Source organism: Rhizobium sp. P28RR-XV (assembly GCF_012641385.1).
Taxonomy (GTDB): domain Bacteria; phylum Pseudomonadota; class Alphaproteobacteria; order Rhizobiales; family Rhizobiaceae; genus Rhizobium.
On record NZ_JABAIG010000005.1, the window covers coordinates 1 to 24075 of the forward strand.

At 57.3% G+C, this 24075-nt stretch carries 34 protein-coding genes; 19 read left to right on the forward strand and 15 right to left on the reverse strand.

Features of this window, described 5'->3' with window-relative positions; genetic code table 11:
- Window positions 1-286: 286 nt before the first annotated feature.
- Complete coding sequence (locus HGP12_RS11660; RefSeq protein ID WP_168878838.1) at window positions 287-514, reverse strand: hypothetical protein; 228 nt, start codon at window positions 512-514, stop codon at window positions 287-289.
- A 210-nt stretch (window positions 515-724) separates the two neighbouring features.
- Between HGP12_RS11660 and HGP12_RS11665 the strand changes: the two genes are divergently transcribed.
- The 4 genes from HGP12_RS11665 to HGP12_RS11680 all read left to right on the forward strand — a co-directional run bounded on the left by HGP12_RS11665 (window position 725) and on the right by HGP12_RS11680 (window position 1870).
- Complete coding sequence (locus HGP12_RS11665) at window positions 725-934, forward strand: cold-shock protein (RefSeq protein ID WP_168842867.1); 210 nt, start codon at window positions 725-727, stop codon at window positions 932-934.
- A 69-nt stretch (window positions 935-1003) separates the two neighbouring features.
- Window positions 1004-1327 (forward strand): cold-shock protein, encoded by a 324-nt coding sequence (locus HGP12_RS11670; RefSeq protein WP_246703334.1) that lies wholly within the window; start codon window positions 1004-1006, stop codon window positions 1325-1327.
- A 14-nt stretch (window positions 1328-1341) separates the two neighbouring features.
- Entirely contained in the window at window positions 1342-1587 is a 246-nt protein-coding gene (gene rpsU, locus HGP12_RS11675; protein ID WP_168842868.1) for a 30S ribosomal protein S21, read from the forward strand.
- A gap of 70 nt (window positions 1588-1657) precedes the next feature.
- Complete coding sequence (locus tag HGP12_RS11680) at window positions 1658-1870, forward strand: hypothetical protein (protein ID WP_168878839.1); 213 nt, start codon at window positions 1658-1660, stop codon at window positions 1868-1870.
- Window positions 1871-2561: 691 nt separating this feature from the next.
- Here HGP12_RS11680 and HGP12_RS11685 read toward each other — a convergent pair.
- The 7 genes from HGP12_RS11685 to HGP12_RS11720 all read right to left on the reverse strand — a co-directional run bounded on the left by HGP12_RS11685 (window position 2562) and on the right by HGP12_RS11720 (window position 6496).
- Window positions 2562-2825 (reverse strand): DUF982 domain-containing protein, encoded by a 264-nt coding sequence (locus HGP12_RS11685; RefSeq protein ID WP_168842869.1) that lies wholly within the window; start codon window positions 2823-2825, stop codon window positions 2562-2564.
- A 129-nt stretch (window positions 2826-2954) separates the two neighbouring features.
- Entirely contained in the window at window positions 2955-3200 is a 246-nt protein-coding gene (locus HGP12_RS11690) for a hypothetical protein (protein ID WP_168842870.1), read from the reverse strand.
- 474 nt (window positions 3201-3674) lie between these two features.
- On the reverse strand, window positions 3675-3902 hold the full coding sequence (locus HGP12_RS11695; protein ID WP_168878840.1) for a hypothetical protein: 228 nt from the start codon (window positions 3900-3902) through the stop codon (window positions 3675-3677).
- A gap of 321 nt (window positions 3903-4223) precedes the next feature.
- Window positions 4224-4529 (reverse strand): hypothetical protein, encoded by a 306-nt coding sequence (locus HGP12_RS11700; protein WP_168842872.1) that lies wholly within the window; start codon window positions 4527-4529, stop codon window positions 4224-4226.
- A 279-nt stretch (window positions 4530-4808) separates the two neighbouring features.
- On the reverse strand, window positions 4809-5072 hold the full coding sequence (locus tag HGP12_RS11705) for a hypothetical protein (RefSeq protein WP_168842873.1): 264 nt from the start codon (window positions 5070-5072) through the stop codon (window positions 4809-4811).
- An 864-nt stretch (window positions 5073-5936) separates the two neighbouring features.
- On the reverse strand, window positions 5937-6233 hold the full coding sequence (locus tag HGP12_RS11715) for a type II toxin-antitoxin system RelE/ParE family toxin (protein WP_168878841.1): 297 nt from the start codon (window positions 6231-6233) through the stop codon (window positions 5937-5939).
- The gene (locus HGP12_RS11720) at window positions 6230-6496 is read right to left on the reverse strand and encodes a type II toxin-antitoxin system ParD family antitoxin (protein ID WP_168842875.1); all 267 of its coding nucleotides are present in this window, start codon (window positions 6494-6496) and stop codon (window positions 6230-6232) included. Before HGP12_RS11720 ends, HGP12_RS11715 begins: the two co-directional genes overlap by 4 nt.
- 320 nt (window positions 6497-6816) lie before the next feature.
- On the opposite strand from HGP12_RS11720, the gene HGP12_RS11725 reads away from it, so the two are divergent.
- Window positions 6817-7200 carry an EAL domain-containing protein gene (locus tag HGP12_RS11725; RefSeq protein ID WP_281408258.1) on the forward strand — a complete coding sequence of 128 codons (384 nt, stop codon included), beginning with the start codon at window positions 6817-6819 and terminating at the stop codon, window positions 7198-7200.
- Window positions 7201-7234: 34 nt separating this feature from the next.
- On the opposite strand, the gene HGP12_RS11730 is transcribed toward HGP12_RS11725, so the two are convergent.
- Entirely contained in the window at window positions 7235-8245 is a 1011-nt protein-coding gene (locus HGP12_RS11730; RefSeq protein WP_168842953.1) for a LacI family DNA-binding transcriptional regulator, read from the reverse strand.
- Window positions 8246-8426: 181 nt separating this feature from the next.
- Between HGP12_RS11730 and HGP12_RS11735 the strand changes: the two genes are divergently transcribed.
- The 14 genes from HGP12_RS11735 to HGP12_RS11800 all read left to right on the forward strand — a co-directional run bounded on the left by HGP12_RS11735 (window position 8427) and on the right by HGP12_RS11800 (window position 17269).
- Window positions 8427-9380, forward strand: a complete 954-nt coding sequence (locus HGP12_RS11735; RefSeq protein WP_168878842.1) for a sugar ABC transporter substrate-binding protein — start codon at window positions 8427-8429, stop codon at window positions 9378-9380.
- 126 nt (window positions 9381-9506) lie between these two features.
- Window positions 9507-10628: an ABC transporter permease gene (locus HGP12_RS11740; RefSeq protein ID WP_168842877.1), complete on the forward strand. Its 1122-nt coding sequence runs from the start codon at window positions 9507-9509 to the stop codon at window positions 10626-10628.
- Entirely contained in the window at window positions 10628-11416 is a 789-nt protein-coding gene (locus tag HGP12_RS11745) for an ATP-binding cassette domain-containing protein (protein ID WP_168878843.1), read from the forward strand. Before HGP12_RS11740 ends, HGP12_RS11745 begins: the two co-directional genes overlap by 1 nt.
- An 82-nt stretch (window positions 11417-11498) precedes the next feature.
- The gene (locus tag HGP12_RS11750; protein WP_168878844.1) at window positions 11499-12290 is read left to right on the forward strand and encodes a TIM barrel protein; all 792 of its coding nucleotides are present in this window, start codon (window positions 11499-11501) and stop codon (window positions 12288-12290) included.
- Between the two features lie 26 nt (window positions 12291-12316).
- Entirely contained in the window at window positions 12317-13339 is a 1023-nt protein-coding gene (locus tag HGP12_RS11755) for a Gfo/Idh/MocA family oxidoreductase (RefSeq protein ID WP_168842880.1), read from the forward strand.
- Window positions 13340-13393: 54 nt separating this feature from the next.
- On the forward strand, window positions 13394-13687 hold the full coding sequence (locus HGP12_RS11760) for a MurR/RpiR family transcriptional regulator (RefSeq protein ID WP_168842881.1): 294 nt from the start codon (window positions 13394-13396) through the stop codon (window positions 13685-13687).
- Window positions 13688-13708: 21 nt separating this feature from the next.
- On the forward strand, window positions 13709-13882 hold the full coding sequence (locus tag HGP12_RS11765; protein WP_168842839.1) for a hypothetical protein: 174 nt from the start codon (window positions 13709-13711) through the stop codon (window positions 13880-13882).
- Window positions 13883-14071: 189 nt separating this feature from the next.
- Window positions 14072-14281 carry a cold-shock protein gene (locus HGP12_RS11770; protein WP_149637803.1) on the forward strand — a complete coding sequence of 70 codons (210 nt, stop codon included), beginning with the start codon at window positions 14072-14074 and terminating at the stop codon, window positions 14279-14281.
- Window positions 14282-14451: 170 nt separating this feature from the next.
- On the forward strand, window positions 14452-14832 hold the full coding sequence (locus HGP12_RS11775; RefSeq protein ID WP_168842954.1) for a DUF6481 family protein: 381 nt from the start codon (window positions 14452-14454) through the stop codon (window positions 14830-14832).
- 85 nt (window positions 14833-14917) lie between these two features.
- A complete protein-coding gene (locus tag HGP12_RS11780; RefSeq protein ID WP_168842882.1) occupies window positions 14918-15958 on the forward strand; it encodes a fatty acid desaturase in 1041 nt (346 codons plus the stop codon).
- A 56-nt stretch (window positions 15959-16014) separates the two neighbouring features.
- Window positions 16015-16338 carry a hypothetical protein gene (locus HGP12_RS11785; RefSeq protein ID WP_205926435.1) on the forward strand — a complete coding sequence of 108 codons (324 nt, stop codon included), beginning with the start codon at window positions 16015-16017 and terminating at the stop codon, window positions 16336-16338.
- Between the two features lie 67 nt (window positions 16339-16405).
- Window positions 16406-16714: a YkgJ family cysteine cluster protein gene (locus HGP12_RS11790; RefSeq protein ID WP_168842956.1), complete on the forward strand. Its 309-nt coding sequence runs from the start codon at window positions 16406-16408 to the stop codon at window positions 16712-16714.
- A 54-nt stretch (window positions 16715-16768) separates the two neighbouring features.
- Window positions 16769-17011 carry a 30S ribosomal protein S21 gene (gene rpsU / locus HGP12_RS11795; RefSeq protein ID WP_168842883.1) on the forward strand — a complete coding sequence of 81 codons (243 nt, stop codon included), beginning with the start codon at window positions 16769-16771 and terminating at the stop codon, window positions 17009-17011.
- A gap of 33 nt (window positions 17012-17044) precedes the next feature.
- Window positions 17045-17269 carry a hypothetical protein gene (locus HGP12_RS11800; RefSeq protein WP_168878845.1) on the forward strand — a complete coding sequence of 75 codons (225 nt, stop codon included), beginning with the start codon at window positions 17045-17047 and terminating at the stop codon, window positions 17267-17269.
- A gap of 1091 nt (window positions 17270-18360) precedes the next feature.
- Here HGP12_RS11800 and HGP12_RS11805 read toward each other — a convergent pair.
- The 6 genes from HGP12_RS11805 to HGP12_RS11830 all read right to left on the reverse strand — a co-directional run bounded on the left by HGP12_RS11805 (window position 18361) and on the right by HGP12_RS11830 (window position 24032).
- The gene (locus HGP12_RS11805) at window positions 18361-18870 is read right to left on the reverse strand and encodes an Hsp20/alpha crystallin family protein (RefSeq protein ID WP_168842885.1); all 510 of its coding nucleotides are present in this window, start codon (window positions 18868-18870) and stop codon (window positions 18361-18363) included.
- Between the two features lie 93 nt (window positions 18871-18963).
- Window positions 18964-19440 carry an Hsp20 family protein gene (locus tag HGP12_RS11810; protein ID WP_168842886.1) on the reverse strand — a complete coding sequence of 159 codons (477 nt, stop codon included), beginning with the start codon at window positions 19438-19440 and terminating at the stop codon, window positions 18964-18966.
- A 460-nt stretch (window positions 19441-19900) separates the two neighbouring features.
- Window positions 19901-22111, reverse strand: coding sequence for an amylo-alpha-1,6-glucosidase (locus tag HGP12_RS11815; RefSeq protein ID WP_168878846.1), 2211 nt, complete (start codon window positions 22109-22111; stop codon window positions 19901-19903).
- A 13-nt stretch (window positions 22112-22124) separates the two neighbouring features.
- On the reverse strand, window positions 22125-23219 hold the full coding sequence (locus HGP12_RS11820; protein WP_168878847.1) for a glycosyltransferase family 4 protein: 1095 nt from the start codon (window positions 23217-23219) through the stop codon (window positions 22125-22127).
- 75 nt (window positions 23220-23294) lie between these two features.
- Window positions 23295-23726, reverse strand: coding sequence for a hypothetical protein (locus tag HGP12_RS11825; protein WP_168878848.1), 432 nt, complete (start codon window positions 23724-23726; stop codon window positions 23295-23297).
- A 51-nt stretch (window positions 23727-23777) separates the two neighbouring features.
- Entirely contained in the window at window positions 23778-24032 is a 255-nt protein-coding gene (locus tag HGP12_RS11830) for a hypothetical protein (RefSeq protein ID WP_168842890.1), read from the reverse strand.
- Between the last annotated feature and the right edge of the window lie 43 nt (window positions 24033-24075).

Sequence of the window (24075 nt, forward strand, 5' to 3'; positions counted from 1 at the left end):
CCGCAGCGTCCCGACGGCGCGGATATAGACGATCTACTTCCGTTTAACTTTGCCAAATCCACTGCCACCTGACCCAGGGCGGTCGTCACAATCCACCCCGTCAACGCGCAGCGAAATGAGCGCTTACGATACACATGCGTGTCTGCAGCAATGCAAACTCTGATGCCGATCGTTGGCACACAGATCCCTAGCCGTCGCTTCTGATGGCCTGCACGATTTCCTTGTATTGAATCGGTCTATTCAATTAGTTGCACCAACCGGCACTTGAGGATTTGGTTCCTGGATTTCATGCGGGTGCCGCAGATTTGTCAAAAGAAGCAAGCCTTGACGAGACCCAACGAATGGCGTTGGGCGTTTCGCCGCAGCCGAAACGAGCGAAAACTGGCCTCATCATTCGTCGCTCCTGTTTGTGAATGAGGTTGTCTTCACCGGCACTGAGAGTGCCATTGCGAAACTGCCAGCGCGCTGCGGGATTTCCTCCTTTTTCCTCCAGGATAGTGGACAATTGTCGCATCTTATTTATCCAGCTGGTGGTCGAGAAGTCTCATTTATTTTTGAACGCACATTGCCAAATCAGAAATAGAGGCTATGTATGGGTCATCGACCATTGCTTGTGACGTCGCTCAAGGGCTCAATGCTCTTCCTCGGATTCCCTTTCAAATAATCGATCTAATCCCGCAAGGCATCGCGGGAATAACAACGATTGCTACGAAAGGAAATCGTTATGAACACTGGTACAGTTAAGTGGTTTAACGCCACCAAGGGCTTCGGCTTCATTCAGCCCGATAACGGCGACACGGACGTCTTCGTTCATGTCTCCGCTGTTGAACGCGCTGGAATGCGCTCGCTCAACGACGGTCAGAAAATTCGCTACGACATTGTCCAGGACCGCAAGTCCGGCAAGAGCTCGGCGGACAATCTTCAGGCCGCATGAATTGTCATTCGCTTAGGCTGACCACGGATGTACTGGCAGCGAAGTGAATGGTGCAGAGAGGTCGGGGTGATGCCCGGCCTTTTATTTTGCCCATCGGAGAACCGTATGCAAAAGTGGCATTATCGGATCGGTGACACAATCCTGTTGAAGTCCGGCGTTCTCGGAAGTTCCGGCCCTTCGGGATACGGTCGAATTCTTTCATGCCTGCCCGAGGCTCAGGGCACCGCACAATACCGTGTTCAGTTCGACGCCGAGAATTTCGAACGCCGCATCCTCCAGGTCGACATTGATGCTGCGGCATCCTCGTCACCAACACGAGAAGCGTCCTCCATGCCGGAAGGGAAGCTTTCCAGCTGGGTCAATTCGAGCGCAATCAGCATCAGAAAACGCTAACCGAAGGAACAATCTTGAGAGTAGATGTAAGAGATAATAACGTCGATCAGGCGCTTCGCGTTTTGAAAAAGAAAATGCAGCGCGAAGGCCTCTTTCGAGAAATGAAGGCCCGCAGTGCTTATGAAAAGCCCTCAGAGAAGCGCGCGAGAGAAAAAGCCGAAGCGATCCGCCGGAGCCGCAAGCTTGCCCGCAAGCAAGCCCAGCGCGAAGGCCTTCTTCCGATGCCAAAAAAGAAAGTAATAATCGGACGGGCGCGCTGAGCGTCCCGCCCTTGGAGCTCTCCACCGGCGCGCAGGGCTGGCATATTCTCTACCGCTTGAGAGGTAAGGCATGACTGCGAAAAAAGATCGGTTTTTCAAAACTGGCAAGATCACGGCCGAAACGAAGTTGGCCCAGACAAATGCTGCCGCAAAGGATATTATGGACGCCGAGGCTGCCATCAGGGCCAAGAAGACGGAGAGACTCCGCGCCCTTCGCTTAGCCCAGCCCGTGGCGGAGGCGCCGGAGAAGAAGGGGCGGCTCAAGTCAAACTCAAAGCCGTAACAATTGCGGATCTGCGACCTGTACCTGGAGCGCCACGCGTCACGTAACCGCGCGAGGCCGCTCGTGTGCGCCTGCCTTAAACGCTGATCAAAATGGGCAGATTGCCCATCCTCGGAGTAAGTAGGTTCAACTGGCCTGAGGAATAATGGCACGCATTATTGGCTTGGATGCGTGAGGCGTAGCGAACGGCGATTGGGTACTTCCTGCTAAAGCCACGGCAATGCCCTGGGCGCCGGCGCAATTGGTTTGATCATCTTATAGCGGTTCTTCGACCTTTGCGTGGTATCGTGGGCAGGATTGATGAACGCAAAGACCGCTTGGTCGCCGCCATCCTTCAAGAGAATGCGATGACAAGTAGAACCCGACGGTATGCCCTCCGCCAGGAAATAGATCTGTCCTGGACGGTCTACGATGTGTTTACGGGCAAGTCGGCAAAGCCTTCAACTTGGGCTTTGGAGAGTTTGCCCGAAAAGGAGGCCCGCATTTTTTGTGCTATTCTCAACGAAAAGGATGCGGCTCGCCGGATTGACGGCGATCGGAAGTAAGATTCCGCTCATCCTCATTGTCCAATTTAACAGGGCTTTCGCACTCGGCGGTCTCGGAGAACTAGGCTACGCATTCTCCATCGCATGGAGGCTTCGTCGCCGAGGCAGATGCGCGGCATCTTTGATGAGGCGGCAAGCGGTGAGCGCTACTTGGCGTCGATACAGGCATCACCACAAGCAAAAATAAAATACTGGCGGGCGATTTCAGGGGCGGAGCGATACCGAAGTGCTTTCGTGCAGGAGTAAACTGCGTTCCAATAGAGTTGGCCCGAGCGTTGTTCGAAGTCCTTTTGCAGATATCGAAGCGCCTCTCTGGGGCCGCTTATGATTCTCGTGTAAAAGCCCTCCTTCTGAATGAGGACTGGCGCCTCCCACACGAGAGAAAACCCAACATTTATGATCGAGCTCATGAATATCCTCCTCGCCGTCCCGGACGGAATCCCTTTGACTGCCGGCAAGCGGTGCCCGTGACACGAACCTCGGGATTCGCTGCTCGACCAGAAAATGGGAGCCGATCGTTCGTTCCGCTGGATCCTTGGCTATCGATGCGCCTTTTGCCCATCGAGATAGCCGTGTTCAAAAGCCTTCGCGAGCAAGGTTCCTTCCGGATAGGGATTTTCTTCATCTTCCTTTTCTTGGATGCCGGCGGCGCCTCCACGCTCATAGGCTTCTCTGGTTGTCTCATCGGAAACTTGCGAGCATGGGGGGCCGATTGTTTCGACTTTTCCCGGACCATACAGCTCTGGCCCCAACCGGGATGGAGCGAGGGGATTTTGGGTATGCATAGGTCTTTCCTCCCTAAAGCATAAAGCGGTCTGCCGCGGATGGTCCGAGCAAGTTTGTCGGTTTTCTGAAACGCTGACCTGCAAGGATTCGCTGCCGCTGCGGGCGCCAACCGGTCTTTCGATGGACTACGAAAGAGGAGGGCGACGATGATGGAACACTATCGCTCTCAGTTTAAGGCTATTTGATGCGCTGCGGCTCAATCCGCCGTTCGTCGTCGCCGGGCTTAGCGGAGCACGGGCTTGACCTTGCTGGACGTTCGGTCCTTTTCTCCCGCTTACCGATGCGAGGCGTCTGATCGATCTCTCGACGGCAGGCGTGATACGCCTACACTCGGATGGTCGAGAAAGGCATCAGCGTCGATCCGCCACTGGTCTGATTCTATTGAGGAATTGTCTCCAGCCGGACCAGGAGGGGTGTGCGCCTTGCGGATTAAGTGCATTGGCAAGCATTGCCGGCATCTGCATCGGTTGTCGTCAAACGTCCAGGCTGGCGCTTGCCGCCATGGCGAGTTGGAAGAGCTTTTCCTCCTCGTGAACTCCCTGCTGGTACAGTTTGATGACGAAGGCCGCGATAACCTCGGATTCTTGATGTTCGCGTGTGATATCCAGCTTGATCAAAGTGGCATCGAATGCGCGTTGGCAGACGTCCAGCGCTTCAGAATCCAGTGGTATCTCCCGCTGGTGAGCATACTTCATAATCATCGCGACCACCTCTGCAAAAGCAGATATCCCTAGACACGATCAAAATCTAAATCTTCGTGTTGGCGATTTCAATACTACAAACAGCCGGGATATCGGCAGTAACCGCGTCGGCGCATTCGCTGAGATGTTCGATATCTATTTCTGCCGCAGCATCCGTTGCAAGTCCACGGATAAGCCTCGGATGAGCTCGTAGCGTCGGTTAGCGGGTCCGGTCTTTTGGCCGATCCTGCGCAAGCTCATCGCGCCGAAAATCCGCAACGAGGTCTACCGCTTCTGCCGATCTCATCTTGTCGAATCCTCGCGATACGCCGGCGCGAATTCTCAGATGCCTGACCCATCGAGTTGCTCCGCATCGTCGCCTTCCCAGGGTGCGGGCATCGCGGTGCGGCTGAGATTGGCCGAGGGCATCGGCATCCAGCACTTCAATTCCGGCTCGGCATATTCGATGATGCAGCCGGGCGAAGAATCGGAGGCGCGCCAACCTTCCGCACCGAACTGATCGCCATTCGACCAATATGCGAGGTCAACTTGTGCCGGCCCCTGTTCGGACGGCCGGATGGTGACGAGGATCCGACTGCCGTCTTTCGGCGCGGCCGCCATATGGCGCCATTGGTCTGGCTCGTCCATCGTCTTCCCTCCTGCCTTGCTGTAGGTTGCAAGTGTCGCCCGGTCATCGGAAACGGTCAATTGAAACTTTGCAAGAAAATTCCTCTATCGATTGGCTGACGGTTCTCCTAAACCTCAGTGAGGTCATGCTAGCGACCAAACCCACTGGGCGGAAGTCACTAACTACCAACTTTGCCTTGGACTGGTTCCCTTCGGTGCCGACGATCTGCTCGAAACGTGTAGAGGCACGTAGGCCGCATTTGGCAAAATGGGGGCGGTCGAATACCACTCGCGCATCTTCTAGCCATTGAAATCTCGATCCAACTGGAACATCCAATGGCGCATATGATCGAGCAAAAGCGCGACGTCATATCGCCATTCCAGGGCGAGAAGTTTCAAATCCATTCGACCAGCCCGAAGGCGCACATCAAGCCGAAGCCTGAGGTCGGTGAGCTCGTTTGCGGTTGGCGAATGCTCAAGCGTGTTTTTCGGCGTAGCACTGCGAACGAGGCGCTTGGCAAAGAGGTCCAAATCCGAAGTTGGTTCATAGGTCGTCTTGGTCATGAGCAATCCTCCCGACCGTAATTTATATCGTAATACGACATAAATCTAGCGGGCAGGGTGTTTTTCGAGGCAGAAGATTAGCTCGCCGTGTGGTCGATCGGCCCGCTACAGCGCTCGGCGGAAATCGCGCAAAAACGGCGTTTGTGTTCGAACATTGACGCAGAAACGGAGCCGTTCAGCGAAAATGTAAGCGGAGAATGGCTTCCAGTTGGGGCGAGACCTTGCCGAAAACCCGGGCTTGACGGTTTCGGGCTATCAGACAAGGCTTTGTCCAAATGGAATGATTTCGGCAGCTTGCCGTAGCCCGGTTGCAACCACCGACACCCTAAATTTTCCAGCGAGAGCATTGTCGAAGATCGCTGGAGCCGATCCTTCCGGATCTCGCCGCGACTTACCCTGAGATCGAGCCTGAACTGACCGTAGAGGACCGCTTTATCGACATCGTTGCTGAGCGGTACGACGCCGGGATCCGCATCGCGAAATGATCAAGCAGGATGTGATCGCGGTATAGCGCAAGGTGAACGTCGACGCTGGCAGCGGGCGTCAAACCGACGCGAAAATTTCAATGAACAAAGGTCATCTCACTAGAATAGGAGGAGGGTCGACGGTTCGAGTTGGTTCAAGTGCGAGGTTATACGGCGGAACGGCCAGCATCCGTAATTGCGCACAGTCCTGGTCGTGAAGCGAGAAAATCAATGAAGGTACAACCTTCGCCGGCGGATACTTCCTGCTCGGATCACCCGCATCAGGGTGGTGCTGAGTGCTGCGGAGGTCGAGGGGCGCTTGCGATGATGATAAGACGTACAGGCCAGCCGCCTAGCTCCGCTGTTTGAGAGGGCGTTCGTCTCGGATCGACCCGTGCAGCTATTCACCGAACAGAATGGTCCCATAATCGGTGGTGCCATGCAGAAAATGGACGATGACTACCTTCATGGATTCGACGCGGTAGAAGATCAGATAGTTGCCATGGACGCGCCGGCGGATACCATGGTGCTCGTAGCGGGGGACGAGGGAGTAGCCGTTCGGATTGTCGACGAGAACCTCGCACTTGCTGCGCAGCTCTCGGATGAATGACAGCGCGCGCTGGGGATTGTCCCTTGAGATATAATCGGCGATCTGCTCAAGGTCGTTTTCCGCCTCGTAGGAAAACTCGAGGATCATGCCGACTTTTCGGCCTTGTCAGCCATCGCGCTGTATTTGGCCTCAAGCCGATCGAAGACACCACTCGCCGGCTTCGTTCGGCCAGCATCTCCATCGGCAATGCCGCGCATGATTGAAGCATCGAGTGCGGCAAGCCGGGTCTCGCGGTCCTGGACCAGTCGCACACCTTCCCGAAGGACTTCGCTTTTCGAACCATAGCGGCCTGTCTCGACAAGTTGCTGAATATAGCTTTCGAGCTGCTTTCCCAGATCGGCACTGATCATGCGGTCCTCCATCTGACGTGATTCAGAACAAAAATAGGCCGTTTATCAACTATTATCAATCGCTCGCGACCTGGCATCGAAGGAATTTACTTTTCGAGGCTGTTGATGGGCCATCCTAAACGAGGGCGGCCCAGCGGCCCGCAAGGTTTTGCTCATTTTTAACACATCGCGTGCATGAAAATTGACGGCGTTGTATTGAGTACACGCCACTCTTTGACGCGCGGACGGAACGGCCATGAATTACCGCGTGCTCGCGCACAACTTCATGTGCGGCCTGTAATGTCTCCTGTGAGCGTTGTCTGAAATTGCAGTCGTCGATCTTGTCAGCCGCGAAACTGAGGCTAATCGAGGAGCTTCGCACTGAGGGATTGCTCGTGGCTTTGGATGATTTCGGAACGGGTTACGCATCTCAAACCCACCTCCTCGAGTTCCCCGTTGACATAATCAAGATCGATAAGAGTTTCGTCGACCGGATATCTGACGATCGTGGTGAAACGATAGTCAAGGCTCTGCTTGATATGGCCGCCGGCCTCGGCGTGCGGATGGTAGCCGAGGGTGTAGAGACTACAAATCAAGCAAGCGATCTTGCGCGTTTGGGATGTCCATTTGCACAAGGCTTTTTGTTCGGTCGCGCTGCCGATCGTGATAAAATCACGGAGCTGTTGCAGGCAGGGATGGTGCCCGTGCCACCAATGGTCTCGTAGAAATGGATGGATTCCGGTCTGTCTATTACCGATATCACGTCGAACCTCTGATGATCAGTTTACCGGGGAGCGTGACTGTTTCGGCTTCGATGGTTCCAACGATCATTCCAATGATCGCCTCCACCATTTCGTGCCGGGGCTGCTCGTAGGTTGTGAGGCTATAGGCAGACGAGCCGCCTAGTTCGTAGTTGTCGAAACCGACGATCGCAATGTCTTCAGGCACTCTCAGCCCGTGCCTTCCGCGAATTTCATCGATGGCTCCCAATGCCAGGATATCGTTCTCGCACATGAGAACATCGATCCGGTCGGCAGGTGCCATTTGAGATAGATAGTTGCGGACAGATTCCGCTCCGGCCTCCGCACTATATTTCTCGGCTGACAGCAATTCGATCTCGCTAACACCTTTCTCTGCCCAGAAATCCGTGAAGTGCTGGCGTCGTCTTAGAGCGGTTGAAAGCGCGGTCGCGCCACTCATGAAGCCAGGTCGCCGATACCCTCGTTCATGCAGGTGATTGACGATATCCCGGAGAGCCAGCTCGGCGTCACATACAACTGCCGGCACACCGTCAATCTGACTATCCCGCGCCAGAACGAACATGGGCGGCATCCCGTTGCCGAGCTGGCGATCCGTCAGCGTCTCGTCGCGAAACGCGGTACCAAAAAGAATGACGGCGTCGACCTGCCGCTGATCCGCGTGTAGTAATGCATGCACGTGATCGAAGTGGTTGTTGATGTTGATGAGCATGGCGACCAGGCCGGCTGCCTGCAAGCGATCGGTCAATGTTTCAAGGAATGGAAGCTTCTGGGGGTTGCGGAAGTCGTCGACAAAGACGGCGACCTGTCGCGTGGAGTTTGTCGCAAGGCTTCGTGCCAGCAGATTGGGCGAATAATTCAACGCCGCCGCCGCTTCCATGACGCGGCGCTTGCTCTCCTCTGTGATTGAAGATCCGGGAGTAAAGGCTCGAATGACTGTCCACTTCGAGAGCCCGGCGGCGGCCGCAACTTCCTTCGCCGTGGTTCGCCTGATCGTCTCTCGCTTTCGCATGCTGCCTCCGGAGAAAATAGAACAAACATTCCATTTCTCGATTTCGGTGAAATGAATGCTTGCTTTTACCCCATTCACGCCTATGATGCACCTGCTTGCACCCGGTAGCAAGATATTTGCACCCGGTAGCATCTGCATTTTGCCGACCTGAGGAGCGGGCGGCACAAGGAGGAGGACCAACATGAAATCTATTCTCAGCAAACTCGCCTGTGGCATTCTGGCTGCCGGGATCGCCGTTTCTTGTTCAACGGCCGTACGTGCACAGGACCAACTGACGATCATCGCCGTCACCCACGGCCAGGCATCCGATCCATTCTGGTCGATCGTCAAGAACGGCATGATGCAGGCCGGCAAGGACAGCAATGTCCGGGTTGACTATCGTGCGCCTGAAACCTTCGACATGGTCGCTATGGGCCAGCTCATCGAAGCCGCCGCCAACCAGAACCCCGCCGGGATCGTGATCTCAGACCCTGATCCGGATGCCCTCGGTCCGGCGATCCAGAAAGCCGTGGCAGCCGGCATTCCGGTAATCTCCATGAATTCCGGCATCTCCGCGGCCGAAAAGCTCGGCATGAAGCTGCATGTCGGCCAGGACGAACTTCCAGCCGGCATCAAGGTCGGTGCAAAACTGAAGTCTCTCGGCCTGAAACATGTTCTGTGCGTCAATCAGGAAGTGGGCAATGCGGCCCTCGATCAACGTTGTGCAGGAACGGAAAAAGGCTTCGAAGGCGGCAAGGTGACCGTGCTGCCGACATCGGCCGATCCGGCCGAGATCGAAGCTAAGATTCAAGCCGCGCTCACCTCCGATCCATCGATCGACGTCGTCCTTGGTCTCTCTGCGCCGCTCGTCGGCGAGCGTGCCGTCGCGGTTGTCGAGAAGATGGGCGCTGGCGACAAGGTGAAGGTCGCGTCCTACGACCTGTCGGCGGGCTTCCTCAAGGCGGTGGCTGACGGTAAGGCGTTGTTCGCCGTTGACCAGCAGCCCTACCTTCAGGGTTATCTACCCGTGACCTTCCTCGCATTGAATGCGCGTTACGGCACGATTCCGGCAGGCAACGTCGCCTCCGGTCCGAGTTTCGTCGAAAAGGACACGGCCGCCAAGGTCATCGAGAAATCGTCCCAGGGCATCCGCTAAGCCGGAGCCGTCGCAGTTCCCGCTACGGCGGGAGCTGCCTCAACTGCCACGCCTGCCTAGCTGCGCGATCTCGTCCGCTGAACGCCGTGGCGCGCAAGGACAACGAACAATCTGAGGAACGATCCCATGACGCTGGCCAACGAACAGAACGGGACTTCGGCCCGATCCGACGAGCGGCTGAAAAAGGTTTCGACGATGACCGCGCTGCTGCGGCGTCCGGAACTTGGCGCTGTCGCTGGACTGGTGCTCGTCACTATCTTCTTTTTCTTTACCGCCAATCCCGCCATGTTCACGCTGGCCGGCGTGATCAACTTCATGGCTCCGGCCGCCCAGCTCGGAATCCTTGCGATCGGTGCTGCTCTCTTGATGATCGGAGGCGAATTCGACCTGTCTATCGGATCGATGGTTGCTTTTGCCGGCCTTGTATTCGGCACGGCGCTTGTGGTCCTGCATCTGCCGCTCAGCATCGCAATCCTGATTGCGCTGGGGTTTGCGGTGGCAATCGGCGTCACGAATGCGCAGCTCACGATGCACACGGGCCTCCCTTCGTTCATCGTCACGCTCGCCTTCCTGTTCATCCTGCGCGGTCTGACGCTGGTCGGGCTCAAATGGGCGAGCGGCGGCGCAACGCAGCTTCGAGGCATGAAGGAAGCAGCCGCCAACAGCCCGCTTGCGCCGATCTTTTCCGGCGATGCATTCACCGGACTGTTCTCCTGGCTCGGAAGCAGGGGCATCATCGAGACTTTTCCCAGCGGAGCGCCGAAGGTTCCCGGCATCCCGGTGGAAATCCTGTGGTTCATTCTGATCGCACTGGCTGCCACATGGGTACTTTTGCGGACGCGCTTCGGTAACTGGATCTTTGCCTCCGGCGGCGATCCGCGAGCCGCCCGCAAGTCCGGTGTTCCGGTCGCCCGCGTCAAGACGACACTCTTCATCGTCACTGCCATGTGCGCCACTCTCGTCGCAATCCTGACCGTGCTCGATGCAGGTTCCACGGATGCGCGTCGCGGCTTCCAGAAGGAGTTCGAGGCAATCATCGCGGCAGTCATCGGCGGCTGCCTCCTGACGGGCGGCTATGGTTCGGCGATCGGCGCGTTCTTCGGATCTATCGTCTTCGGCATGGTGCTGATCGGGCTGACCTACACATCGATCGATCAGGATTGGTACCTCGTCTTCCTTGGCGGCATGCTGCTGACGGCCGTCATCTTCAACAATGTCATCCGCAAACGCGTCACGGGAGAACGCTGATGAGCACGTCTCAGACGCCCATCATCGAAGCCAAGAACCTCGTCAAGCACTTCGGCTCCATCATCGCACTCAACGGCGTCTCGTTGAGCGTCAATGCCGGCGAAGTCCTCTGCCTTCTCGGCGATAACGGTGCCGGAAAATCCACCCTCATCAATACCCTGTCCGGCGTCTTCAAGCCGACATCGGGAGAGTTCCTGGTCGAGGGACGACCTCGGACGTTCAATGGCCCGCGTGACGCGCTCGACGCTGGGATTGCCACCGTCTACCAGGATCTCGCGATGATCCCGCTGATGTCGGTGACCCGGAATTTCTTCATGGGGCGCGAACCCCTGAAAGGTTTCAGTCCCTTCAAGCACATGGACATGGATTTCGCCAACAACGTCACGCGCGACGAGATGCGCAAGATCGGCATCGATGTCCGCGAGCCAGACCAGGCCGTCGGCACGTTATCCGGCGGCGAGCGCCAGTGTGTCGCCATCGCGCGCGCCGTCTACTTCGGTGCGAAAGTTCTCATTCTCGATGAGCCGACTTCAGCGCTCGGCGTTGCCCAAACCTCGATGGTCCTGAAATACATCGACCAAGTCCGCGGCAAGAGGCTGGGTGTCATCTTCATTACGCACAACGTCCGCCATGCCTATGCGGTGGGCAACCGGTTCACGGCGCTGAACCGCGGACAGACACTGGGAACCTTCGCCAAGAGCGAGATCGATCTAGACGGTCTCCAAAACCTGATGGCAGGCGGCAAGGAACTGCAGTCCCTCTCAGAGGAGCTTGGCGGAACCGTCTGATCCAACGCTTCGGAACAACCATTCGGTTCGGCGTTTCCTCGCCGCCACACGAACCTTCATATCCATCGACAAGGTAAGATCTATGACTGCTCCCACGTCTTTCTTCCCATTGGCGGCCTGCGCCGAGATGCTCTGGCGTGACAAGCCGATCGAATGGCGCGCCTCTCGGCTCAAGGAAATGGGCTTCGGTGTCGGCCTGTGGAATTGGCCGGAACACGACATTGGCAGGCTGGAGGCGACGGGCGCGACCTTCACGATCATGAATGGCTATCTCGCAGGCCGTCTGACCGACGACGAAGGCGCCGACGAGTTTCTAAGAACAGCGCGCGAGACGGCGCAAATCGGCAAGCGCCTCGGCGTCCAGCGGCTGAACCTTCATGGCACCGGTCTCGGCGATCGCGGCCTTCCGGTGCAACCGATCGAAGTCGTCACGGGGGCGATGTGGCTGAAAGCGCGCGACACCTTGCGTCGGATCGTCGATCTGGCCGAAGCAGAAGACGTCGTCTTCACGCTTGAGAACCTGAACCTGCCCGTCGATCATCCAGGCGTGTCCTTCGGTCGGGCCGAGGATACGCTGGCGCTTGTGTCGAGCATCGACCATCCGCGGCTGCGGCTCAACCTCGACCTCTATCATGCGCAGATCGGCGAAGGAAACCTGATCGAGCTTTGCCGCAAATGCCTGCCCTGGATCGGAGAGATCCAGGTCGCCGATGTGCCGGGCCGCTGCGAGCCGGGCACGGGCGAGGTCAACTGGAACGGTATCGCGAAAGCACTGAAGGCGATGGGCTATAGCGGTCCAATCGGCATGGAAGCCTGGGCTGTTGGCGACGCCGACGAAGCGCTCGCGGCATTCCGCACCGCATTCACAATCTGACATCGTAAAACCACAGGACAAACCCCATGCCCAAGATCAAAGCCGTCAATGTCGGCCTCATCGGCGCAGGTCGCATCGGCTCCTTCCACGGCGAAACCGTTGCAAAGCGGCTGGTCGACGCCGAGCTCGTCGCGATCGCCGATCCGGCACCCGGCGCTGCGGCAAAGCTTGCGGATAAACTCGGCGTCGATACATCGTACACCGACGTTGCCGAGCTTCTCGCGCATCCGGACCTCGACGCCGTCATCATCGCGACCCCCGCGCGTTTCCACACCAATGTCCTCGTTCAGGCCGCCGAGGCCGGCAAGGCGATCTTCTGCGAGAAGCCGATGGCGCTGACGCTTGAGGATGCCGATCGCGCGATCGCTGCCGCGCGCTCCGCAGGTGTTTTGATTCAGGTCGGCTTCAATCGCCGCTGGGATCAGGCCTTCGCCGAGGGGCGAGCTGCCATCGACGCCGGCAAGATCGGCGCGCCGCAGCTCATCCGATCCTTGACGCGAGATCCGGGGCCGTTCGGCGCCGATCCGGACAGGATCCCGCTTTGGACCATCTTCTACGAGACCCTCATCCACGACTTCGACACGCTGCTCTGGCTGAACCCCGGCGCCAAGCCGGTTGAGGTCTTCGCAATGGCGGACGCACTTCTACGACCGGATGCCAGGGATAAGGGTTTCCTCGATACCGCCGTCGTGAACATCCGCTTCAACAATGGTTCCATCGCCGTCGCGGAAGCGAATTTCTCCGCTCTTTATGGTTACGATATCCGGGGTGAAGTTTTTGGTTCCGGTGGCATGGTGACCATCGGCGACGTGCGCCGCTCGAGCATGACGCTTTTCGATAAGACCGGTGTCTCCAACGATACCTGGCGGCGCGACACGGATCACTTCATCCAGGGCTACGCCGCTCAGCTCGCGTCCTTCGTCAACGCCGTACGAGATGGAGAGCTCAGGGACGGTCCGACGGGCACCGATGCCCGCAATGCATTGGCGATTGCTCTGGCCTGCATCGAATCCGTCTCCAAGAAGCAGCCGGTCGCCGTGCCGCGATGACGCGAGATGCGCCGGCCTTCGGCGCATCTTCCTGCAACAACGGGAGCCATTTTCATGACCTCATTGAAAAAGCCGGAGAGCATTGGCGAGCTGAAGGCAATGATTGTGAGGAGCAGGTTGCGGCTCCCCGAGCAACAGGAACGTGTCGCAAGAGCGATTCTTGCTCGGCCTGACATTGTGGCTTTCGGCACGATCAGTTCGGTCGCCAGTACGTGTGTCGTCTCCCCGTCCACCGTCGTTCGAGTCGCGAACGCTCTGGGGTTTGAGACCTTCAAGGAGTTCAAGCTGTTCTTTCGACAATATCTGCGGTCGGTCTCTGCAAGCGGGCGCGCGATCAGTTTTGAATAGATTTGTTTCGGCGGAGCTTAAATGCACATCCTCGATTTCTTGCCCACCGGCGTTCGCCTTGCGGTCAGTCCACTTTCTTGGGCGAACGACGTTCTTGAAGATCTGGGCGCCGGCATCTCGCTCGAAACGTGCCTCACCGAGGCGGCCGGCGCGGGCTATCACGGCGTCGAACTCGAGTACCTCTCCGCATCGTAAATTTACAAAGTTCAAAACAAGAGGTAGACGACGGAGGTCGGCTTGTGTATGACATGGTGATCGATACTTTGTTTGCCGATATTTGTTTTGGCTGCGCTTAGCGCCTCTTGACCAACTTCCCTTTCAAAAGTCGAAACACCGCCGTGCGCCGCCCGGCGGACGCTAATTTTTGCTATGAAAGGGTTCGTTATGACCACTGGCACAGTTAAATGGTTCAATGCCGCAAAGGGTTTTGGTTTCATCCAGCCTGACGACGGCAGCGCCGACGTTTTCGTCCACATTTCTGCTGTCGAGCGGGCTGGAATGAACTCGATCGCTGAAGGTCAGAAGCTCGGTTTCGAGCTGGAGCGCGATCGCAAGTCCGGCAAGATGTCTGCCGGCCAGCTCCAAGCTGCTTAAGGCTCTTATAGCCGCCATGACCACGGATGTACTGGCGTGGCTGGCAAGGGCATTTGAAGGCCAGACAGATGTCTGGCCTTTTTGCATTCGATAAGATCTCGCCCGGTAACCGTGTGGTTTGCAATAAAGCCGTGTGCGTGCTGACACGTAGCGCCAAGAAGGAAAATCTATTGAGACATCTGAACGACAACAGCTTCGCCGAACGCCGCAAAACTGCGGAGAATGCCAAGCGCGAGCTTTTGACGAAATTTGCATCTGCGCCGAAACTGACCGATCCTGCTACGCAGCAACGTATTGCCGCCCGCGCGGCAGTTGCTGCGGCGAGGATGGCCCGCCAGGCTGAGCGCGAGGCTCTGAAGGCCGCGGAAAACGAGCGTCTGCTACAAGAAGCCGCCGCGTCAGCAGCGGCTGCAGAAGCACACGAAAAGGCGGAAGCTCACGCCGGGGAAGTGGAACGCAATAATCGACTTTTGCAGGATATGGCCGATGAGGCCGAGCGCAAGGCCGAACGAGATCGCCGCTATGCGGCCCGCAAGGCACGTCAGGGCTGAGAAGCGCAGCCGGTATCTGACTGGCCCGCTTAGTGCCGATATTACCGGCCGCGCAAGCGGCGTCAGGCTGGAAGGGATATCATCCATGAATGTTCATGCCCATGCGACTGAAGCGAGCTTCGACGGCAATGCCGGCGCCTGGCTGAAAATTCTGGCGACATACAGACAGCCTCAAATAGGCCGCAGCGTGTTCGAGCTGATCATTACGATCCTACCTTTCGCGCTCTTCTGGAGTGGGGCCTGTATCTCGATCGTTCAGGGTTTCTGGCCGGGACTTGTCCTGGTTTTGCCGGCTGCCGGGTTCCTGCTTAGGCTCTTCATGATCCAGCACGACTGCGGACACGGATCGTTCTTTGCGCGGCGAGGGGTTGACACCTGGATAGGGCGGACGCTCGGCGTGCTGACCCTGACACCCTACGATTACTGGCGACGGGCGCACGCGGCCCATCACGCCTCGGCCGGCAATCTCGACGAGCGAGGTGTCGGCGACATTTCCACGCTTACGATTTCCGAATATCGCGCCCTCTCCTGGTCCGGGCGTCTTGGCTACCGTTTGTATCGCCATCCATTGGTCATGTTCGGCATTGGCCCGGCGTGGCTCTTTCTCTTTAAGCAGCGTTTGCCTTTCGGGATGATGAGCTCGGGTGCATTACCGTGGATTTCCACAATGGCCACCAATGTGGCGATCGCGATCCTGACTGGCGCGATGGTTCTGCTTATTGGACCGATACCCTTTTTGATGGTCCATCTGCCGGTCGTGCTTCTTGCGGGGGCAGGGGGCGTATGGCTTTTCTATGTCCAGCACCAGTTCGAAGAAACCCATTGGTCTCGGACCGAAGCGTGGAAATTTCCGGAAGCCGCGCTCCACGGTGCATCCCACTACGATCTGCCGCCGGTGCTCCGCTGGCTGACGGGCAATATCGGCCTGCATCACGTACACCATCTTGCAAGCCGGATTCCTTACTACCGTCTGCCGGAAGTGCTGCGCGACCATCCGGAATTGATCGATGTCGGCCGGATCACCCTGTGGCAAAGCCTCCGGTGCGTCCGGCTCGTTCTCTGGGACGAAAAGAGCCGCAGGCTCGTTTCCTTCCGCGATGCTGCGCAGGCAGAAACACATTCATGACCTTCAACAATGAGGGCCGCTACAAACTCACCCGTGTTTAGGATCGAAATCTGAATATGAACGCAAAGACTACCACGAACGCAATCCCTTTGAGCGTCACCCTCACCCCGGCCGAGATCAGGGCCTTGAAGCTCGCGAAAGACGGCGACCTTTATCCTCAGGATGCGAAGAGGTGGACGCATCTCAATGCCACCGTCACCTATGCAAGAACTGACCGCTTCAAGGAGCGCCCGATTAAGGTGAAGGTCGTAACCACGGCAACGTTGGAGCAATTGCGGGACTACGGGCTTGTCCGAAGCCTTGAGCCCGAGATCGGTTCCTCACAACCGGCTCATGCCATAACGATGGCCGGCAAGATGTGGCTGCTGAAACACAAGTGACACTGAAAGCAGACGACAGATCCATTCTCTGTCCGTCGACCTCAGGAGTGTTTATTTCATGAATGCGATGATCCCAACGCTCGACCTTGACTGCCAGACATGCGGCGCTTGCTGCGCCTATTCATCTGATTGGCCCAGGTTCACCACTGAAAGCGATGCTGCTCTCGATTTGGTGCCAGCCCACTTCGTCGCCAAAGATCAGCGAGGGATGCGGTGCGAAGGCGCACGTTGCTCCGCGCTTTCAGGCCGTGTCGGCTCGCAGACATCCTGTCTCGTCTATGATGTTCGGCCGGACGTTTGCCGGGCCTGCATGCCGGGCGACCATGCCTGCATGATCGCCCGTGAGGCGTTCTTTCTGACCGGCAAAGCAGTCTAGCCGGCTCAATTCGAGCACAATCAGCATCAGAAAACGCTAACCGAAGGAGCAATCTTGCGCGTAGATGTAAGAGATAATAACGTCGACCAGGCGCTTCGCGTTTTGAAAAAGAAAATGCAGCGCGAAGGCCTCTTTCGAGAAATGAGGGCCCGCAGTGCTTATGAGAAGCCCTCAGAGAAGCGCGCGAGAGAAAAAGCCGATGCGATCCGCCGGAGCCGCAAGCTTGCCCGCAAGCAGGCGCAGCGCGAAGGCCTTCTTCCGATGCCAAAAAAGAAAGTAATCGGACAGGCGCGCTAAGCGTTCTGTTCTTCCTCACCTGAAAGGTCGGACATGACTGCGACAAAAGACCGTTTCTTCAAATCGGTCATAATTACCGCCGAAACGAAATTGGCGCAGACCGGCGCCAATGCACGCGACATCTTTGATGCCGAGGCTGCGATCAGGGCCAAGAAGACGGAGAGACTTCGTGCGCTTCGTCTGGCTCAACCTGTGGCGGAGATCCCCAAAAAGACAAGCCGCTCCAAGCCGAGCTCTGAAAAAGATCACAAAGCGTAGCAACCGCGAGCGAACTGCCCGGTTTTAATTTACAACTATCGAACCTAGGTGGATGGTACCGCAGATGGCTGCCGTTCGTCGTGCGATATCCATGGCCTTCCTTAAACGAAATCTACTGCCGTTCATTGTTTGCGCCATTATATCGGCATGTGCCTGCGACCTATAAAGTCGCATGACACCCCCAAGGCTTGGCTCTCCGCCAAAATACTCCATGCATTGAAGAGCTTGAGTTCGGCCGCCGAAAGCATAAGGCAAAACTAAATTAAAAAAATCGAGAATTTATTATAATTTTCCAATTTACTGTGCTAACATCCTCCTTCCATAGAAAATAATTACAACAAGGAGGGAAAATGAAAAACGTTGTTTTCGCCAATGCTGCGCGCCGTCTAACGAGTCTTATGATCGAGACGTCTGTTTTGATTGCTGGCGCATCCGCTATTCTTATCGTCGGCCTTCCATCCGTTCGCCCTTGGCTATGACCATGTCCAAACATGCAAAACGCTTTAAATGCCCTATCCAGGAGAAGACCGATACCGTCTTCCGCAAGATCACAACTGGCGACGTTGTCGGCCGAATTGAAACGGCCGCGCTTCTCAAAGCTCTGAGAATTGAGAGGGAACGTCCGACGCGTTCCCAAACCGAACGCTGAACAAAGCGCACGTCTGATAAAGAGGTTGCGGCTGATCTGGCCGCAGCAAGGTGAGTATCGATTTCGCCGGGCCGCATCGAACCTGAAAGGACGATTTCTCGACCCCTTCGCCAGCTTGGTGCTTCAATTCCAAGTCCTGTACGCGTCGAACCCGAAAGGGCAAGGAAGGAAACGGTTGCCGAGATCGGCATTCTTCTGTGTCGCTCTGGGCATGGTGGCCTGAGCTGGAGCGTCGCCCCGATCACGCGGGCAAAGGCGCCTTCGGCAAACAACGAACGCCCGCAAGAAAGATGGTCACGGCGGTTGTCACTCATCGTCCGCACACCGGACGTCCGTGTTTTGCTCTCGCGATGTGACTTTTTCTATTTCCGTGGTTCATTTCTTCCTATTCGCCAAAGAAGCCGGCGGCGGCCATCGGCCCGCCGCCAGCGGGTGGGATCGATCAGCTCTTGATGGCGATGCGCTTAACCTGTGACTGCGCCTTCTCACTCTTCGGCAAGGTCACGGTCAGCACGCCATTCTTAAAGGTGCCTTCGACCTGATCGTCCTTGACCTCCACACCGAGCGGGATGCGACGTTCGAACCGGCCGTAATAGCGCTCGGAGAACTGGCGATCCTTGTCTTCGGTCTCGGACCGCTTTTCGCCTTTCAGCGTCAGCACGCCATCATTGAGAAGGACTTCGATGTCCTTCTCCTCAAGGCCGGGGACCTCCGCCGTAACCTTGATTTCCTTATCGGTATCGGAAATCTCGACGCTAGGCCAGCCGCCGCCGAACGCGGAGCCTTTACCGAGAGACGGCAGGCCTGAGTCGAAGCCGCGGAAAACATCATCGAATAGGCGATTGACCTCGCGATGCAGCGACATGAAAGGATCACGGTCGCCATCGCGGGATAGACTGGGGACCTGGTTGCCGCTGTTGCGACCCCAGGGAATCAAATCACGAACGGTCATGTGTCTTTCCTTTCCGTTGTTCTGTTGGCAAAGCTTGCCTACTGGCGCCGAGCCTCGCTCGGCGCCACTGGCGCATATCGCATTCTGGAAGGCTTAAGCCGCCTGCTTGTCGGTTTCGATCTGCTTTGTCTCAGCGTTCGGCAGAGGCGTGTCGGCCGAAATCTCGATCCGGCGGGGCTTCATTTCTTCCGGGATTTCGCGCTTGAGATCGACGGTCAGCAGACCGTTCACGAGGCCGGCGCCCACGACCTTGACGTGGTCAGCGAGCTCGAACCGGCGCTGGAACGAACGGCCAGCGATGCCGCGATGCAGATACTGAACGTCTTCACCGCTTGCCTTTTGACCCGCGACGAAGAGGATGTTCTGTTCCTGCGTGATCGTCAGTTCGTCTCCGGAGAAACCCGCCACTGCCATGGCAATGCGGTAGTCGTCCTCACCGGTCTTGACGATGTCGTAGGGTGGCCAGTTGTCGATCGTATCGGCACGGCTTGCGGCCTCAAGCGCGTTCAACATTCGGTCGAAACCGATGCTCGACCGGAACAGGGGAGAAAAATCGAGGTTTGTCCTCATAGCCATATCCTCCTTATAAGCAACATGGATACAAGGAGACGCCAAGAGCACATGGCGTCTCCTGGACTTCGTCGATTCCCGTTGGGCAATCGAACAATATTAATATAATTCTGTGGCTTACGGGTTTCAAGAATAGGCAAACCATCTGGCATAAAAATTTGATCGCTCCTTTTCGTTCCAGACTCCCGTGCGGAAAACCAAAGGGGGAATTGGATGCGACAATGATTTTTGAAGGCGTTGCCATCATCTTTGCATCTGTCGATGAAACGCTGGTGGCCAAGGTCTGTGTGACTGGCGCCGTGGTCTGATCGCCGAAAGATTTGCCTGCCGGCAACGACGACACACCTTAGTGGGAAAGGTCAGTATCTGCCGGCAGGAAGGGGCGGGACTTATCATCGTCGACGGCCAATGAGACAGATCAAGCCGACTGAACCGATCGGCTAAGGAGAACTGCCATTTATCAAGCCGTCGTCAGCACTCGAACATCGCCTTGACGATTGACAAGGTCGACAACGACGTTGCGGCCGGACCGGCGGATGGCGACGTCAGCCGAGCCATTGCCGATCCGCAGGCGTCGAAGGAGCACTTCGTCGAGGAAGGAAGGCAGTTGTGGCTCGTCAAAGCTGAGGTGCCGCGCGTTCGGGTCGAAGTCAAGGCCCAGGCACGATTGCAGGAGGAAGAGCGGTGCTGCGGCAGCCCAGGCTTGAGGGGAGCATGCGACCGGATAGAAGGTCGGCCCTTGCGCCCGCTGGCGCGGCAGCCCGCAGAAGAGTTCGGGAAGCCGGCGAAGGTCGATATAGGTCGAGGCTGCAAACAGGCCCTCGAAGATTCGCTTGGCTTCATCACGATGGCCATAGCGGGCAAGGCCGTTGGCAATCAGGGCATTGTCATGCGGCCAGATCGAGCCATTGTGATAGCTCATGGGATTGTAACGCGCTTCGGTCGAGGGAATGGTGCGAATGCCCCAGCCGCAGAAGGATGAAGCATCCATCAGCGTGCGGGCAACAACGGTCGCCCGTTCGGGAAAGGCAATACCGGTGAAGAGGGCGTGTCCGGCATTGGAGGATCGGACCCGACACGGGCGCTTATCTCCGTCCAAAGCAAGCACATAGGTGCCGAGTTCCTCATCGAAGAAGCTCCGATCGAAAGCGCGGCGCAAGCCTTCTCCCCTCGCAAGGAAACTCGCGGCCCGTTCCGGCCTGCCGAGCCGGCGAAAGATCTCCGCAGCCGCTTGCCAGGCGCCGTAGAGATAGGCCTGAACTTCAGCGATCGCGATCGGTCCTTTCGCAAGCGTGCCATCGGAGTAGAAGATGGAATCGTGGCTGTCTTTCCAGGCCTGATTGATCAGTCCTTCTTCTGTCCGTCGCCCATATTCGACGAAACCGTCGCCATCTCGGTCGCCATGTTCATCGATCCAGGCAAGAGCCGACTCAATGGCAGGAAGCAGCGACTGGATCGTGGCAAAGTCCGCTGTGCGTTTGAGGTATTCGCCGGCCAGCAGCACGAAGAGGGGCGTCGAGTCGATACTGCCGTAATAGCGGCGGAAGGGCACCTCGCCGAGTTCGGCCATCTCTCCACAACGGACCTCGTGCAAAATCTTGCCCGGCTCGGCATCCGCGACGGGGTCGATCTCTGTCGCCTGGTTGGCCGCCAGATGGCATAGCACCCCACGGGCGATCTGTGGATCGAGCCAGAGCGTTTCCAGCGCCGTGATCAACGCATCGCGACCGAAAACGGTGCTGAACCAGGGAATGCCGGCATAGGGAAAGGGTCCTTCCGGCGTGTCGGTGATCAGCATGTAGAGGTCGGAGACGCTGCGGCGAGCCACCTCGTTAAAGATCTCGTTGGAGGTTGCGATTGATGCCGCGCGCGAGGAAGACGAACGCAAGGCTCGGCGCGCGTCCCTGAGCGCAAGGAAAAAGGAACGATGGCTCGGCCGGGGGGCAGCAGGTTGATCGCACCCGATCTCGATGAAGAAAGATCGCGTCTCGTGAGGCTCAAGATGGAGATCATAAATAACATGATCGCTGCGAATTTGATCCGGCTTTGGATCAAAGCAAAAGCGGGTCGACCGCTTTCGCTCATCAAGCCCGGCATAAGAAAGCAGGATCGAATCCTCCTCCACGATCGGGGGAAGGTGGCGACCTTTGCGTGCTCTGACAGTTCCGCGGACCTCGAATAGATCGGCAAAATCGGCCCCGTATGTGATCTCGATACGAACGTGCTGCCGTCGATCGTCATAATTCCTAATGGCCAGCCGCTCATAGCAACCGCCATTCCACAGAAATCGCGACCTGCGAAGATGAATAAGATCGTGACCGAGGGCGAGCTTGCCTTTCTCGTCGAAAAGATCAGGATTGGTGAGATCGCAGGTGAGCGTCGCGTTGTCGTCACGTGACGCCGACGATAAAAGCATCGGCCGCTTACCGTTGATCGTCAGATAGAAATGCGAGAGATAGCGCGTGTCGCGATGGAAAAGGCCTTCCGGGCTGGCTGGCCCGGAAAGCGCATCGCCATTGTGGTCGAAGACGGCGAAGGTATCGCCATGCTTCAGGGTGCGCGGTCGGCGCTCCTGCAGGGATGCGGTTGCCGGAATGAAGAACTGTGCCACCGTGGCGGTCGGCTCTTGCGATGCGACGGACGGCTTGCTGTCTACAGAAGCGGTCGACATGTTACGATGTCTCCTACGCCACAACCTGGAGATCCAGACCCTGTCCGTTGGCGCGACGCAGCGACGCTGCTTTCATGCGAACGCCAGGCAAGTTGCGATAGATATCGACATAGTCTTGCGCCATCCGTTCCGAGCTGAAACGCCTTTCGAAGGTCGCGCGCACCTTGCGCCGATCCATTCGGAGAGCCCATTCGACGTTTTCGGCCGCTTCCGTAACACTATCAACGACGATACCGGAAATGCCGTTGTCGATCACTTCTGGAACCGAACCGCATCCAAACGCAATAACCGGAGTGCCACATGCCATAGCCTCGATCATCACCAGACCGAACGGCTCTGGCCAGTCGATCGGGAAAAGCAATGCGCCGGCGTTGCCGAGGAAGTCGGCCTTCTGGTGCTCGTTGATTTCGCCGATGAACTCGACATTCGGATGGCTCTTGACCATCGGTTCGATCACGGTTTCCCAATAGGCTTTGTCGGCATTGTCGATCTTGGCCGCGATCTTGAACGGCATGCCGACCTTAGCCGCAATCTCGATGGCGCGATCCGGCCGCTTCTCAGGCGAGATGCGCCCAAGAAAGGCCAGGTAGTCGCCTTTGGGCTTTGCCGTAAAGGGAAGAAGATCAGCCGGGAGTCCGTGATATACAGTCCCGGACCAGTTGACCGGCGGCATCGGACGACGTTGGTCGTTGGAAATCGATACCAGCGGGATATCTGGAAAAGCCCGATAGAAGGGCTTGAGGTCAGGCAGGTCGAGGCGTCCGTGCAGCGTTGTGACCGTGCGGTCGGCAAAATCCCGGATCAGCGGGAAATGCAGGAGATCGATATGGAAATGCAGGACATCGAACTCAGGCGCCCACCGACGGATCTCCTCCAGCAAGACGATCTGATGCGGTAGATCGTCCTTGACGGCCGGATTGAGCCTCAGCGCGACGTCCGAGCACGCCACCAAGGGGGCCTCCGTACGGGAGTCACCGCTGGCAAACAACGTGACGTCGTGACCCTGGCGGACAAGTTCTTCAGTGAGATAGGAAACAATGCGCTCGGTTCCCCCATAAAGCTTGGGTGGAACGCTTTCGGCGAGCGGTGCGATCTGAGCGATCTTCATCGGCAAAACCTCCTCAAATGAGCAAAGAGTCGTCGGCAAAAATCATGCCCGCGTCCTCAAAGAGGCACGCGGCGGTTAGCGGCGATGTCTGTGAAAGGCGTGTCGGCGGCGGCCTCCTTTCCAGTGGCTGTATAGACCCAGAGGGGCGTAGCGACGTGCTTGCGGCTTGCCGCGAGTGGGCCTGTGGAAATTGAAGGAACAGGATCGATCGAGCTCTCGAGATTGCCGGTCGCCTCCGTCCAAGGTCTTCAACGCCTCGATGATCTCGTCATAGGAGACGGCCTCATCGGCGCCTGGGTATAGCCTGAGGGATGGAAGGGACTCGATCGCGAAGATATCGGAAGCCCACGATGCGAGAATAGCTCGCTTCTCTTCCTTGCCGATATCGTTGGCCGCAAGGACATCACGCGGGTGATCGAAATGCTTGCCCGGGTGGAGCAGATACTCGACGGTGATCGCCGCGGCGGCCTCATTCAAACACTGTATGTTGTTACATTCCTCTCTCATGGTTAGGCTCCAAAGATTGATCAATGGCTCCGGGGTTCATTCTACGAAACTCTACCTTGGGTGCGTGACGTCGCTTGCGATGGCCTGTTCCGCCGTCGAATTGGTCGACGCGTCGAACGCTTCAAGGGCCGCCGACAAAAGCTGCGCGCGATCCCGCATTCCCTTACTATAGAGCTTGGCAACGCAGGTGGTCAGCTTGCCGATGGCGACCGCGTCGCGAGCGATGCCCTTCGTGGCGGCGATCTCCCTGATCACCCCTGCGCACAGGCGCGCATCCTCTTTCGGTGGTAGATTTGTCGATCTCATACGTGCCTCCGAAGCTGGCCCACCCACGGGGATGGGCCAGTTC

What these genes read in the sequence shown, in the direction of transcription:
- HGP12_RS11660 (WP_168878838.1), bottom strand. Translation starts at nt 514, where the DNA reads ATGCGACAATTGTCCACTATCCTGGAGGAAAAAGGAGGAAATCCCGCA.
- HGP12_RS11665 (WP_168842867.1), top strand. Translation starts at nt 725, where the DNA reads ATGAACACTGGTACAGTTAAGTGGTTTAACGCCACCAAGGGCTTCGGC.
- HGP12_RS11670 (WP_246703334.1), top strand. Translation starts at nt 1,004, where the DNA reads ATGCCCGGCCTTTTATTTTGCCCATCGGAGAACCGTATGCAAAAGTGG.
- HGP12_RS11680 (WP_168878839.1), top strand. Translation starts at nt 1,658, where the DNA reads ATGACTGCGAAAAAAGATCGGTTTTTCAAAACTGGCAAGATCACGGCC.
- HGP12_RS11685 (WP_168842869.1), bottom strand. Translation starts at nt 2,825, where the DNA reads ATGAGCTCGATCATAAATGTTGGGTTTTCTCTCGTGTGGGAGGCGCCA.
- HGP12_RS11690 (WP_168842870.1), bottom strand. Translation starts at nt 3,200, where the DNA reads ATGCATACCCAAAATCCCCTCGCTCCATCCCGGTTGGGGCCAGAGCTG.
- HGP12_RS11695 (WP_168878840.1), bottom strand. Translation starts at nt 3,902, where the DNA reads ATGATTATGAAGTATGCTCACCAGCGGGAGATACCACTGGATTCTGAA.
- HGP12_RS11700 (WP_168842872.1), bottom strand. Translation starts at nt 4,529, where the DNA reads ATGGACGAGCCAGACCAATGGCGCCATATGGCGGCCGCGCCGAAAGAC.
- HGP12_RS11705 (WP_168842873.1), bottom strand. Translation starts at nt 5,072, where the DNA reads ATGACCAAGACGACCTATGAACCAACTTCGGATTTGGACCTCTTTGCC.
- HGP12_RS11715 (WP_168878841.1), bottom strand. Translation starts at nt 6,233, where the DNA reads ATGATCCTCGAGTTTTCCTACGAGGCGGAAAACGACCTTGAGCAGATC.
- HGP12_RS11720 (WP_168842875.1), bottom strand. Translation starts at nt 6,496, where the DNA reads ATGATCAGTGCCGATCTGGGAAAGCAGCTCGAAAGCTATATTCAGCAA.
- HGP12_RS11730 (WP_168842953.1), bottom strand. Translation starts at nt 8,245, where the DNA reads ATGCGAAAGCGAGAGACGATCAGGCGAACCACGGCGAAGGAAGTTGCG.
- HGP12_RS11735 (WP_168878842.1), top strand. Translation starts at nt 8,427, where the DNA reads ATGAAATCTATTCTCAGCAAACTCGCCTGTGGCATTCTGGCTGCCGGG.
- HGP12_RS11740 (WP_168842877.1), top strand. Translation starts at nt 9,507, where the DNA reads ATGACGCTGGCCAACGAACAGAACGGGACTTCGGCCCGATCCGACGAG.
- HGP12_RS11745 (WP_168878843.1), top strand. Translation starts at nt 10,628, where the DNA reads ATGAGCACGTCTCAGACGCCCATCATCGAAGCCAAGAACCTCGTCAAG.
- HGP12_RS11750 (WP_168878844.1), top strand. Translation starts at nt 11,499, where the DNA reads ATGACTGCTCCCACGTCTTTCTTCCCATTGGCGGCCTGCGCCGAGATG.
- HGP12_RS11755 (WP_168842880.1), top strand. Translation starts at nt 12,317, where the DNA reads ATGCCCAAGATCAAAGCCGTCAATGTCGGCCTCATCGGCGCAGGTCGC.
- HGP12_RS11760 (WP_168842881.1), top strand. Translation starts at nt 13,394, where the DNA reads ATGACCTCATTGAAAAAGCCGGAGAGCATTGGCGAGCTGAAGGCAATG.
- HGP12_RS11765 (WP_168842839.1), top strand. Translation starts at nt 13,709, where the DNA reads ATGCACATCCTCGATTTCTTGCCCACCGGCGTTCGCCTTGCGGTCAGT.
- HGP12_RS11770 (WP_149637803.1), top strand. Translation starts at nt 14,072, where the DNA reads ATGACCACTGGCACAGTTAAATGGTTCAATGCCGCAAAGGGTTTTGGT.
- HGP12_RS11780 (WP_168842882.1), top strand. Translation starts at nt 14,918, where the DNA reads ATGAATGTTCATGCCCATGCGACTGAAGCGAGCTTCGACGGCAATGCC.
- HGP12_RS11785 (WP_205926435.1), top strand. Translation starts at nt 16,015, where the DNA reads ATGAACGCAAAGACTACCACGAACGCAATCCCTTTGAGCGTCACCCTC.
- HGP12_RS11790 (WP_168842956.1), top strand. Translation starts at nt 16,406, where the DNA reads ATGATCCCAACGCTCGACCTTGACTGCCAGACATGCGGCGCTTGCTGC.
- HGP12_RS11800 (WP_168878845.1), top strand. Translation starts at nt 17,045, where the DNA reads ATGACTGCGACAAAAGACCGTTTCTTCAAATCGGTCATAATTACCGCC.
- HGP12_RS11805 (WP_168842885.1), bottom strand. Translation starts at nt 18,870, where the DNA reads ATGACCGTTCGTGATTTGATTCCCTGGGGTCGCAACAGCGGCAACCAG.
- HGP12_RS11810 (WP_168842886.1), bottom strand. Translation starts at nt 19,440, where the DNA reads ATGAGGACAAACCTCGATTTTTCTCCCCTGTTCCGGTCGAGCATCGGT.
- HGP12_RS11815 (WP_168878846.1), bottom strand. Translation starts at nt 22,111, where the DNA reads ATGTCGACCGCTTCTGTAGACAGCAAGCCGTCCGTCGCATCGCAAGAG.
- HGP12_RS11820 (WP_168878847.1), bottom strand. Translation starts at nt 23,219, where the DNA reads ATGAAGATCGCTCAGATCGCACCGCTCGCCGAAAGCGTTCCACCCAAG.
- HGP12_RS11825 (WP_168878848.1), bottom strand. Translation starts at nt 23,726, where the DNA reads ATGAGAGAGGAATGTAACAACATACAGTGTTTGAATGAGGCCGCCGCG.
- HGP12_RS11830 (WP_168842890.1), bottom strand. Translation starts at nt 24,032, where the DNA reads ATGAGATCGACAAATCTACCACCGAAAGAGGATGCGCGCCTGTGCGCA.